The following is a 12,741-nucleotide window of genomic DNA, read 5'->3' as shown; positions in this document are numbered from 1 at the left end:
TTACAACATACCGTAAATAAACTGGCTTTTATGAAATTTTACCAAAAAGGTCTTCGCAACTATTGCTCTAATAGAGAGCCCTTAAACCGTCTCAGGAATCAGGCGATTTTGCTCATCAGGGAACACTAGTTTAGCTTGGTAACGTTTAGCTTCCTCTTTTTCCAATAGGCAATAAGAAATAAGTATTAGAATATCTCCTACTTGTACTTTACGTGCAGCTGCTCCATTCAAGCAGATAACGCCACTACCTCTTTCTCCTTTGATAACGTAGGTTTCGAATCGCTCCCCATTGTTGTTGTTGACAATTTGAAGTTTTTCTCCTTCAATCAGGTCTGCGGCATCCATCAAATCTTCGTCGATGGTGATGCTTCCCACGTAGTTCAATTCAGCTTGTGTAACCTTTACACGATGTATTTTAGATTTTAGAACCTCAATATACATGATGATCTATTTCAGAAGTTTGCAATATTTCAGTGATGTTTACGATTAGTCCCATATTTTGAGACTATTAACGTATTTGAGTCGAAACATTAAACCACGGTTTAAGTGATAAAGTTTCTTGGAAATGCAATATTAATTTAAAAAAAATTAAATTCTTAATCTTTAATTGGATTAATCTATAGATAGATGACAATTAAGATTGTTGCACTAATAAATTATCGATTAATCGAACGTTGCCTAGGTGTGCAGCCACCAATATAGCATATTCAGGAAGAGAGGAAACGTTATCCACTTTAGTGAGTGTTTCTGTTTCTCTAACTTCTAAATACTCAACTGTAAAGACCTTAGATTGTTCAATGTGCGCTAATCCTTTTTGTAGTGCGTTTTGTACAGACTCACCTGATAAGATTGCTTGTTGAACTAATGTTAACCCTTCATGTAGGGAAGGGGCGATTTGTCTTTCTTCCGTGGAAAGCTTTAGGTTACGGGAAGACATTGCTAGACCATCACTTTCCCGTACTGTAGGACAACCATGTACTTGAAGAGGAAAGGACAGGTCACGTACCATTTTACGTATAATCAGAAATTGTTGCAAGTCTTTTAGGCCGAAGTAAGCATTGTCGGGAGATACCAAATGAAACAGTTTACTGACCACAATACCTACTCCATTGAAATGACCCGGACGGTGAGCACCTTCCAATTGCTGCTCTAATATTCCAAAGTTGAATTGAAGTAATTTTGAAGTGTCAAGACCTGTGGGGTACATCGTCTGGTTATCAGGGATGAAAACGGCATCACAACCCGCCGCTGTAAGCTTTTCAATATCACTGGCTTCCTGCCTTGGGTAGGTTGCTAGGTCTTCTGGGTTGTTGAACTGAGTAGGATTGACAAAAATGCTGCAGAAGGTTAAATCATTTGCTTTTTTAGACTGTTTGATCAAAGATAAGTGTCCTTGATGCAAGGTGCCCATGGTAGGAACAAATCCTATAGATTGCCCATTGGCCTTAGCCTGAAGGATGTATTGTTGAAGTAAATTTTTATCTCTAAATATTTTCATGACAAGTCTTGTTCTTTTGAAATTATATGTTAATATAGCGGTTTATTTTATTGATTTTTCAAGGATTACTTGAAAAAAGGCCTGTTAGTTTGTAATTTTGCAGTTAAATTAATGTAAATGCTGCAGAATATGTCAAAATTAAAAATTCTTTACGTATCAAGCGAGATTAATCCTTTTTTGCAAACTTCAGAGGTGGCGGACTACGTTCGTAAGTTGCCGCAATCTATGCAAGAGCGAGGAATGGAGATCCGTATCATGGTACCAAGGTTTGGATTGATTAATGAACGTAAGAACAGGCTTCACGAGGTAGTACGACTTTCAGGTATTAACATTGCAGTAGGTGATGAGGAGAAACCATTGACCATCAAGGTGGCTTCTATTCCTAGCGCAAAGTTGCAGGTGTACTTCATCGATAATGAAGATTATTTTCACAGAAAGTCAGTATTTACTGATGCTAAAAATGATGATAAATTCTTCGAGGATAATGATGAGCGTTCTATCTTCTTCTGTAAAGGAGTGATTGAAACAGTGAAAAAATTGGGTTGGGCACCAGATATCGTACATTGTAACGACTGGTTTACAAGCTTGATTCCTCTTTATCTGAAGACCACTTACAAAAACGATCCTGTCTTCAAGGATACGAAGACAATCTACACGATTTATGATACTTCTTTCCAGCATATCTTTGATGGGGAGCTGATCAATAAAGTGAAAATGGTAGATATTGAAGACGGTATGCTTAATAACTTAAGTTCAGCGGATTACAATGCATTTGTTCGTATAGGCTCTGAATATGCGGATATTGTAACGAAAGCTGGCAAAGATGAAGAGGCAGCCGTAAATACCTTGCTTGGTGAACTGGACGGTAAGCAAGTAGATACGATTGAACAAAGTGAAGAGTATGCAGATTCTTATTACAATCTTTATACTTCTTTAATGAACTAATGTACGATTACATATAGTGGAATAAGCTTCTGGTGACTCTCATCAGAAGCTTTTTTTATGATGTTTTACTACTTCAGTTTAGGAAGTGGTGTCTTATATATGAAGGATAAGAGTTCATAAGGGTACAGTCGCTTTATAACTACTATAGTTTGCGTAAAACCTTTATCTTTGCATCTGTTAAAAATGATAAAATAGATTAGGCCTACTGGTAATAGGACTATTTTAGCGTGATACCACAAAAAATTGAGATAACGAATTAGGGGAACCTTATAGTAACGATAATGATAATGAATAGTAGATTTTTAGGCGTACTAGGAGTATTCCTGGCAGGGAATATATTTTTTTCATGTAATGATGGGACAGAGAATAACTTGATTGGTCAGGATATTGACCCCTCTGACTCTAGTTTTGTGAATACATTTTTTGTTGACTCATTTGCCGTTGCTGCAACAACCGAGCAATATGCAGCTCCTGTCTCAGGAAATGTTGCTCAGATGCCGTTGGGAGCAGTGTCAGAAGGAACTTTACTAGGAAAAACAAATACTTCAATTTTTGCCGGTAGTACGATTTATGGTACAGATTCAACGAACTTGAATCAAAACTCAATGATTACTTCGGTAACCTTAACCCTACCTTTGGGAGGGTATCTGTATGGAGACACTCTACAAACTTTAACCTTCAGCATATTTGAGAATCTAGAGCCGTTGAAGCGCTATGAGGATGAAGATGAAGAGGAGGCATTCCAATATTATACGACAGATCGCCTGAAAGGAGATCAACTAAGTATTTTAACTTCAGCAGAGGTATCTTTTGATGATACCCTGCAGGTAGACTTACCTCTGGCATTTGGAGAGCGATTGAAAGAGGATATTTTACGTGTTGTAGAAGCTGGAGATACCTTGAATACATTCGATGCTATTTTTGATGGTATATCTATTGTAGTAGATGAGCGTCAAGCAGCTTGGATTGCTGGTATAAACATGCAGCCTGGAGAGCCTTCTATTCGTTTGTCGTTTAATGATCAGGTGACTTTTGATAAAGATACATCATTTACAGAGCAAATTTATTTTGGTAGTGCTTTCTATAATGTGGATTATGAAAAAGGAGAGGAGTTGAGCACCTTGACTGAAACAGAAGGAGTTTCCTCTATCGAACTAGCTAATCGCAGTATCATTGTAGAAGGTACAGGGATAGGAACACGTATTGATTTTCCATCTTTGTTGGGGCTTTCTGAATTAGGAGAAGGAAAGAAGGTAGTGATTAATAAGGCAGAGTTATTTATCCCTGCGATTGCGGCAGAGGGAATGACGATTGACCCTCAAACAATGACTCCTATTGTGTCAGGGTTTACACTTTTCCGTTCTATTGATGGCGCTCCAGAGATGTCAGAGGAAGGAAGTTTACTACCTTTGGCGAGTGCTTTTCCTAACGATGGCTTTCAGCTGACTTATAATACCAATATCCAAACATTTGGTAGTGTGAACCTCACGACCTATCTACAAGATCGTTTGGAGCGTCTTGAAAAAGGTGACCCATTGGAAGATAATGGGTTGATCTTGCTGCCAACGAGTGTGATAGAGTCTGTGCAGGTAGGGAGAGTTAATAAAGCGATTATTGGAGATAGCGCCAATCCAAACTCACATCCATTGTTTGATGAGACCTTAGGAATGCGATTAGAAATATTCTATACTATTTTTGATTAATAAATAACATACCTGTTTTCAGGTATATTTAAATTTATTTTAATCACTGAAAACTATGATTCTTTTTTGGAATCATTTACATTTGTGTGCTTACTGGAATAAATTATTCTGGTAAGCACATTCTTTTTTTATAAGAATATAAATACCAACCCATGGGGTTTATTTGAAATATTCGTGAAGAGTAACTTCCAATAAGCCTTCAATAACTAAACAATATTTTTTTGTGCGAGAGCACAATGTGTGTACTAAAACTTTTAGATTACTATGTGTGGAATTGTAGGATACCTAGGAACACAAGAGGCTTGCGATATCTTGGTAAAAGGTTTGCAGCGTCTGGAATATAGAGGCTATGATAGCGCCGGCATTGCTTTAATGAATGGAGAGGCACTGAATATTTATAAGATTAAAGGAAAAGTAAGTGGCCTAGAAGAGTTAATTCAAGGAAAAGATATTAGCGGAGGTTTAGGGATTGGACATACCCGTTGGGCTACTCATGGCGGACCTAGTGATGTGAATGCACACCCACATTATTCTTCTGATGGGAAGTTAGCGATGGTACATAATGGTATTATTGAAAACTATGGCTCTCTAAAACAGGAATTACTGAACAAAGGACATGAGTTTGAGAGTGAAACGGATACAGAGGTATTTCTACACTTTATTGAGCAAATTCAGAAAGACAATAACTGTGAGTTGATTGAAGCCGTTCGTATCGCTTTAACGGAAGTGGTAGGGGCATATGCCATCGCTTTGATCTCTAAAGATGATCCCAACCAATTGATTGCCGCTAGAAAGGGTAGTCCTTTGGTGATTGGTATCGGAGAAGATAAAAAAGAATTCTTCATTGCTTCAGATGCAACGCCGATCATTGAGTATACTAAAGATGTAGTATATATCAATGATGAGGAGATTGCATTGATCAAGGAAGGAGAACTTACAATTATTGACGTAAAAAATACTCCTCAAACACCTTATATCCATACGCTAGAGATGGAGCTTGAAGCAATCGAGAAAGGAGGTTATGAGCACTTTATGATGAAAGAAATCATGGAGCAGCCTAAGTCAGTGGCTGATTGCTTGAGAGGTAGAGTGATTGCAGAACAGTCTCATGTCAAGTTAGGTGGAATCCATCACCATATGGAAGACTTGATGAATGCCAATCGCATCGTCATTATCGCTTGTGGTACTTCTTGGCATGCTGGATTGGTAGCGGAATACATCTTTGAGGAAGTAGCTCGTATTCCGGTGGAAGTGGAATATGCTTCTGAGTTCCGTTATAGAAATCCTATTATTGGTAAAGGGGATGTGGTGATTGCGATTTCTCAATCGGGAGAAACTGCTGATACGCTAGCGGCTATTGAAATTGCTCAGAAAAATGGCGCAACCGTATTGGGTGTTTGTAATGTGGTAGGATCATCTATTGCTCGTGTTTCTGATGAAGGAGCTTATACACATGCTGGGCCTGAGATTGGAGTAGCTAGTACGAAAGCATTTACAGCTCAGTTGACGGTATTGACCACGATGGCATTAATGGTTGCCAAGGAGAAAAAGATGCTTTCTGATGTGAACTTGCAAAAATTACTATTTGAATTAGAGCAAGTACCTCAGAAGATCGAGGAGACCTTGAAGTTAGATGAAGAGATTAAGGTAATCTCCGCCCTGTATAAAGATGCTACAAACTTCTTGTACTTAGGTAGAGGATATAACTTCCCAGTAGCATTGGAAGGAGCCTTAAAGTTGAAAGAGATCTCTTATATTCACGCTGAGGGATATCCTGCCGCAGAGATGAAGCACGGACCAATTGCCTTGATCGATGAGGAGATGCCGGTAGTATTTATTGCGACTAAGGATAGCTCTTATGATAAGGTGGTTTCTAATATTCAGGAGGTAAAAGCTAGAAAAGGACGTGTAATTGCTATCGTAACGAAGGGAGATGTATTAATCCCTAAAATGGTAGACCATGTGATTGAGGTGCCTGATGTACACGAGATCCTGATGCCAATGATTTCAGTAGTTCCTCTTCAATTACTATCTTATTACATCGCAGTAATGAGAGGATGTAATGTGGATCAACCAAGAAACTTGGCGAAATCAGTAACGGTAGAATAATAAGAGCTTATTTAGTTAAGTTCTATGATAATAAAGGGCCTGTCTCAGAATTGTGAGATAGGCCTTTTTTATTTTGGAGAAAGGAGAAAAGAATGATTTCACCTTATACGTTTAATCTATTACTTTTTACTTTTTTGTTCAATTTCGAACACTGACTATTTATTACTCGTTAGCCGGTATTTATTGATAAGTGCTTGGTTATTAATGCGTTGTTTGCTTTGTTCTTTGAATTTTTGCTATCCGTATATTTTAGCCGTTTCTTTAAAATGAAATAGTAACTAACATACATCGAATTGCATTAAACAGGTTGATGCATATGGAAAGCAAGAGTGTCAATATCAACGGTATTATTTATTACTTTACAGAAGCTGCTGCGGACTCACTTCAGCAATACAGGCAAGCTGTTCATCTTTATTTTCAGAACTTTGAGGATGGGATATCCATCATAGAAAGTATTGATGAAAGGATTGCTGAATTGCTTTTACAAATTCTCAATGAAGGAAAAACACTGCTGGATGAGCATGATGTTTTATATGTAAAAGAGCAATTAGGGGAAATTGAAGGGTTTCAGGAAGATAGTGAACAAGGCTTTTTTGAGGGAGAGAAAACGAAACCTCAACAATCCTTTAAGGAGTATCTATATTCCCGTATTCGGTCCATACAGGCTCCAACTTTTTCAGGAACACTGTATCGTGATGTAAAAAGAAGAAAACTTGCAGGCCTTTGTGCCGGGATTGCTTATTATTTTCGTGTAGACCCTGTAGTCGTACGTCTTATCTTATTATTTACATTGTATCATAGTGTTAATAATTTTGATATCCTTGCGCTATTGTTGGGTGTGGGCTATCTATTAGGGTGGATTATTGTTCCCGAAAATGGAACGCTTCCACAACAAGGGAAATACTTATTGAGAAGCGGAAGAAGGAAGATTATTACAGGTACATGTACAGGGATTAGTCATCACCTTGGGATTGAACCGGTATTTGCATACTTATTTTTTATTATAGGAAGTGTAGCATATCCCTCTTTACTCTGGCTTTATTTTGGGTTGTGGTTAAGTATACCAAAGGCACGCTCTATCAGTGAACGTTTACAGAGTAATGGAGTGGAGATGACCTTGAATAATATCCGTTCACATTTTGATGAGCGCTCTAGAACGTTTACTAAACAAGGTATACCCGTTGAACATGTTCAACACTATTATCAACGTATCTATCAGGAGGTGAAACATGTTACCTTACCTCAAGGTTTGTTGCAGCAATTGGCTAGAATAGTAGCGATGCTTACAGGTATTACGTTATTAATGGTATTACTGGTAAGTGTTCCGGCCGTTTATGTAGCTTTGGATTTTTTACTGACAAACCTGCACGATATTAAACTGGACCTACAAGGAGTAGATTTAAGTGATAAGGACCTGAAGTTACTTACAGCAATATTACAAGTACTTAGAGACCTGCCTTTTTACCTTAAAGCCTCTGTATTTGCAACAACTGCAACGCCTTTGCTACTTTTACTGGTCATCAGTCTATCCTTAATTGTATATCGTTGGATTCTTAGTAAACGAGTTACAGTTGCTTTGCTGCTAGCTTGGATGGTGATCACCTTAGGTGGTGGCCTCACTGCTGGACAATATGCCTTGAACTTCCATACTGTGGGCAGTTTTATTGAAAAAGTAAATATTCCAATTACAAATTCGAAACAGCCTATTGTATTACTTTCCAAGGAGGAAGAGGAAGGTGGCAGTAATAATCTTAATACGTTTCCTTTATCGGTCTTTGGTCAAGAAAATGAGGGAGTTGTCGTGAAAAGTGAATTTCAAGCTAGGGGGAGAACGAGACAAGATGCTATTCAGAATGCAAAGACGACCTCTTATTATATGACGGTAGAAGAGAATGCCATTCAGATAGATCCTTATGTGAAATTGGCATCTGGGGCTGAGTATCGCATGCAAGAAATGAATATGGCGATAGGGATACCTATTGGAAAGCCATTTAAAGTAGGTCTTAAGAATGTGCAAAATCAATATTTTGACCCCGAGGAAACCTATATTTTTATGGATAAGTACAAGGTTATTCCTTATGAGGATTATCTGCAAAGACACATTCCTACACAAGAACATTTTATCCCTATAACCCCTAATGGAATTACGTGTACACCATCTATTCAAGATCCAACACTTCCAAAAGTTCAGCAGGTGGTGATCAAAGATATTCCTTACATAGAGATGTATCAAGGGAACAATAATAAGGTGGTGGTGAAAGAACAGATGCTGGAGCAATTGGATTTTGTGGTAAAGGATGACGAATTGTTTATCGTTCCTAAGTCTCAGGGAGAGGTGCTTCATGTGAATACCTCTGATACGTTGAAGATTTTTTTGAATACGCTTAAAGCGTTGTCAGTAAGTGGGAAAAGTAACCTTAACGTAGGAAATTTTAAAGATTTAGAAGAGGTAAAGATCAACTTAGATGAGTATGTCAATGCTAACTTTGAACACTTGGATGCCGATCATATCGTGTTTTCTAGCGCAGGCAATACGAATACTCTTCTAAAAGGAGACTGTAATCAGTTAAACATTAAAGCTCAGGACTATAGTAATATTGATTGTAGCAATATGAAGACGCCAATGGTGATGGTAAAGGCTACAGATTTTAGCAATGTAAAGGCTTACGCATCGGAGCAAGGTGAAGTGATCAAGCGACCTACGGCAAAGGTGGTGATCCTAGGGACAGATATTATTATTAGAAGGCAATAGTTTCCTTTTATGCTTTGATCGGTTGTTTTTCATTCAATTATTACGTATTCTCTTAATAAGTTCAAGTAAATAGCTCTTATATATCCTGAAAATCATAACGGATACTTTTAAGATCCAATCAACTTTAGACTTAATGAAGATGAACTTAATGAAAAAAACACGACTGACCTTAGTCTCTTTTATATTGAGCTTACTGTTGGTGAATGCCTTGAGGGCTAATCATATTTTTGTTCCTATGGATGAGACGCAGACTAACCACCTCAAGGCCTATGGGATCACTTATTGGATTCTGGAGCAAGGTGAGCAAGCAGAATGGTTGCTTAACTATAGAGGAGGAAGTTTTTTGTTTGAGTACAGACAAGAGTATGAGAATGAGTTGATCATTCGTAATATTAGTTATCAGGTGATTTCCACTGCCGATGTAGTGAGTATTAAGAATGTGATTGCCAGCCCTGAAGCTAATATGGATGTGATGAAGTTGGAAAGGGCTCCCCGTATTGCCGTTTATTCTCCCCCTTCTAAGATGCCTTGGGATGATGCCGTAACAATGGTACTGACTTATGCTGAGATTCCCTATGACGTGATATTTGATGATGAGGTAATGTATAATAAGTTGCCAGAATACGATTGGCTGCATTTGCATCATGAAGATTTCACAGGGCAATATGGAAAGTTCTATCGTGCCTATGGACGGAAAAAATGGTACAAGGATAATCAGAAAAAGTTTGAGGAGTCAGCAGCTAAACATGGCTTTAGCAAAGTATCTCAATTAAAACTTTCGGTGGTACATCAAATCCGTGACTACGTTTTGGGTGGTGGGTTCTTATTTGCGATGTGCTCAGCAACAGATACTTATGATATTGCTTTGGCGGCTGAGGGGGTGGATATTTGTGATCATATGTATGATGGAGATCCTGCTGATCCAAAGGCTCAGGATAAGCTTGATTACAATAAGACATTTGCATTCAAGGATTTTAAACTGTTTATGAATCCTTATGTCTATGAATATGCGAACATAGACAATCAAATGGGAGAACGTAAACTGACTGAGCAGAATGATTTCTTCCGATTGTTTCAATTTTCAGCAAAGTGGGACCCTATTCCTACGATGTTAACTCAGAATCATCTCAGGGTGATCAAAGGGTTTATGGGACAGACTACAGGATTTAAGAAGAACCTGATCAAGCCTGATGTGATTGTCATGGGAGAGAATAAAGATATTAATGAGGCGCGTTATATTCATGGGACCTATGGAAAGGGTACCTGGACCTTTTATGGTGGACATGACCCGGAAGATTATCAGCATTTTGTGGAAGAGGAACCTACTGACCTTAACCTTCACCCTAACTCAGCAGGGTATCGTTTGATCTTGAACAATATACTCTTTCCGGCTGCAAAGAAGAAAAAACAGAAAACCTGATATGTTATAGTATTGTTAATAAGGTGATATTGTATGTTTTTGAAAGGCCTTTAGAAATGCAAAGAATATATTTAATCCCCCTTATTTTACTATTTGCTCTTAACTGTAACAATACATCGGATTCAGGGAATGATAATAACCCAGCAGGTTTTGAAACACCCTTGAATCCTTATTTGCAATTTGGAGAATATTGGTATAAAGGGGAAGCAGAGTTAAGCACTTATACGTTGCAACAAGCAAGGTATGGAGAGATAAGAGAGGGAATCGCTATTTTGATTCAGGTAACAGAGCCTTTTGATCACAAGCAAATGGTCAAGGCAGATCAGCCTGATCATGATTCCAAGCATATTCAAAATGTTCTCAAGTATAATCTCATTAAGCGATTTACGACAGGAATATATGACTACTCACAAATGATGTCTGTGTTTACTGCCTTGGAGGCCGAGTTTGTTCCTGCGAGTTATAAGGTAGCTTACTCCAACCAAGATTGGTGTGGCCAGTATTATACGGAAATGTTGAATGAGAAGAAAGCACTTAAGGTAAGTCACTCTTCTTACTTCTCAACTACCCCTCAAAAGCCCTATAGCCTTAATAAAGCGTATTTGGAAGATGAGTTATTTAACCTGATAAGGATTAATCCAACTTCCTTGCCTCAAGGTGAAATCATCATGATCCCAGGAATGATGGCCTCAGAGATGATACATCAGTCTATAGAGGAGCAAGAGGTAGAGGTCACGCTGTCGGACAGGGCAGATAATGCCACCCAATACGCTTATGCTGTTGTTTACAAGGAGGTTCCTCGACGATTGACCATTTTCTTTGATAAGCAACCTCCTTATATTATTCGAGGTTGGGAAGAAGTAACTACCTCAGGAGGTAAACAAATGCGCAATAAAGCAGAGTTGCAAAAACAACTATGGACACCTTATTGGAATCAAAATGCGGTTAAAGATGAGTCGCTGAGGAAACAGCTTGGACTTTAACAGTAAACAGTAGACCCTTGCCATGAGGCAAGGGTCCAAGGAGGGAGAGTGTTTCTGTACAATGAATTAATATCACTCATCTACTTTCTTTTTAAGAGGATTCTTGTGCCCAGCAATGGCGTAAAACAAAATATAAGCCTCTGCAGCAATAACGATCCAGAAGGTCCATTGAAACCCTCCTAGCATATCGGCAAACACTCCCTGGAAAAATGGTAGTACCGCACCTCCAAATACTCCGATCATTAGTAAACCAGATCCCTGAGAGGTGTATATTCCTAAGCCATCAATTGCTAAGGTGAAGATACAAGGCCACATGATAGAGTGGAAGAGTCCCATACCTACAAACAACCATGGGGCGATTGCTTTGGTGTTTTCAATCCCGCTACCAAACATTCCCGCTAGACATAACACTAATGCAATAGAGGAAGCTACCTTTAATTGTATGTCATTTCTAACCTTAGATAACCCAAAACCTGAAATAAAACGTCCCACCATCAAGCCTCCCCAATACAGAGAAACCATGTTGACGACTTGTTGAGATTTCTCAGGAAATCCCATGTCCTTTTCCATGTATAAATTAAAGTTAGCTCCGACTGAAACCTCGGCTCCTACATAACAGAATAGGGCAATAACTCCCAATACTAAATGACGAAACTGCCAGGCGCTTCCTGTACGTACTTCTCCCTGTTGCTGAGTAGTACCCTCTATTTCAGGTAAAGTGAGCGCTTTGATGACTAAGACCAACAAGAGAATGAGTACCGTTAACACGATGTAGGGTACATAAACAGACTCTACTTGAGTGGCTGCTGCTCCACCGAATACGACAATACTAACAAATTGAGGTGCGAGAACTGTACCTAATGAGTTAAATCCTGAGGCAATATTCAGACGGGTAGAGGCCCCTTCTGGTTTTCCCAAAACGGCAAGGTAAGGATTAACAACCGTTTGTAATACTGTAAGGGAAGCACCTGTAATGAAAGAGCCCACCAAAAAGATACTGTAAGATTGGAAGTAAGCAGCTCCCAAGAAACAGAGCATCGCTACAGCCAAGATCAGTAAGGCAATGAGAGTGGTTTTTTTATAGCCAAATTTGTCAATCATCTTGGCAGAAGGAGTGCCCATTACGGGATAGGCAAGAAAGAATGTAAAGGTTAATAAGGTTGTTTGCGTATAATCCAGATCAAAAACATTCTTAAGTGGCGCCTGAAATTGTTGGTTGACAACCGTCAGAAAGCCCACCAGAAAGAAAATGAACACCATGGTGGCAAACGGCACCATGTAGTTTTTGCGATTATTGGATGCGTTGGGTTTCATAGCAGTTACTGGTCATA

The 12,741-nt window shown here is 38.7% G+C and carries 9 protein-coding genes; 6 read left to right on the top strand and 3 right to left on the bottom strand.

Annotated elements, in window-relative coordinates; all coding sequences use genetic code 11:
• Positions 1-81: 81 nt before the first annotated feature.
• Together panD and panC are read right to left on the bottom strand one after the other, a co-directional pair.
• On the bottom strand, positions 82-441 hold the full coding sequence (panD, locus tag ABD985_RS10600) for an aspartate 1-decarboxylase (RefSeq protein WP_345371552.1): 360 nt from the start codon (positions 439-441) through the stop codon (positions 82-84).
• Positions 442-634: 193 nt separating this feature from the next.
• Entirely contained in the window at positions 635-1,498 is an 864-nt protein-coding gene (gene panC / locus ABD985_RS10595) for a pantoate--beta-alanine ligase (RefSeq protein ID WP_345371550.1), read from the bottom strand.
• A gap of 129 nt (positions 1,499-1,627) precedes the next feature.
• Between panC and ABD985_RS10590 the strand changes: the two genes are divergently transcribed.
• The 6 genes from ABD985_RS10590 (at position 1,628) to ABD985_RS10565 (ending at position 11,410) form a co-directional block, all read left to right on the top strand.
• The gene (locus tag ABD985_RS10590; RefSeq protein WP_345371549.1) at positions 1,628-2,443 is read left to right on the top strand and encodes a glycogen/starch synthase; all 816 of its coding nucleotides are present in this window, start codon (positions 1,628-1,630) and stop codon (positions 2,441-2,443) included.
• Between the two features lie 287 nt (positions 2,444-2,730).
• Positions 2,731-4,146 (top strand): DUF4270 family protein, encoded by a 1,416-nt coding sequence (locus tag ABD985_RS10585; protein WP_345371548.1) that lies wholly within the window; start codon positions 2,731-2,733, stop codon positions 4,144-4,146.
• A 264-nt stretch (positions 4,147-4,410) separates the two neighbouring features.
• Positions 4,411-6,255 (top strand): glutamine--fructose-6-phosphate transaminase (isomerizing), encoded by a 1,845-nt coding sequence (glmS, locus tag ABD985_RS10580; RefSeq protein ID WP_345371547.1) that lies wholly within the window; start codon positions 4,411-4,413, stop codon positions 6,253-6,255.
• 316 nt (positions 6,256-6,571) lie between these two features.
• Positions 6,572-9,007: a PspC domain-containing protein gene (locus ABD985_RS10575; protein WP_345371546.1), complete on the top strand. Its 2,436-nt coding sequence runs from the start codon at positions 6,572-6,574 to the stop codon at positions 9,005-9,007.
• A 139-nt stretch (positions 9,008-9,146) separates the two neighbouring features.
• Positions 9,147-10,427: an asparagine synthetase B gene (locus tag ABD985_RS10570; RefSeq protein ID WP_425550443.1), complete on the top strand. Its 1,281-nt coding sequence runs from the start codon at positions 9,147-9,149 to the stop codon at positions 10,425-10,427.
• Between the two features lie 56 nt (positions 10,428-10,483).
• Positions 10,484-11,410, top strand: a complete 927-nt coding sequence (locus ABD985_RS10565) for a hypothetical protein (RefSeq protein ID WP_345371543.1) — start codon at positions 10,484-10,486, stop codon at positions 11,408-11,410.
• A 72-nt stretch (positions 11,411-11,482) separates the two neighbouring features.
• On the opposite strand, the gene gluP is transcribed toward ABD985_RS10565, so the two are convergent.
• Complete coding sequence (gluP, locus tag ABD985_RS10560) at positions 11,483-12,724, bottom strand: glucose/galactose MFS transporter (RefSeq protein WP_345371542.1); 1,242 nt, start codon at positions 12,722-12,724, stop codon at positions 11,483-11,485.
• Positions 12,725-12,741 lie beyond the last annotated feature (17 nt).

Origin of the sequence: Algivirga pacifica, from assembly GCF_039543525.1 — a bacterium.
GTDB lineage: Bacteria > Bacteroidota > Bacteroidia > Cytophagales > Flammeovirgaceae > Algivirga > Algivirga pacifica.
The sequence above is the reverse complement of the archived record's forward strand: the minus strand, read 5'-3'. Positions and strand labels throughout refer to the sequence as shown.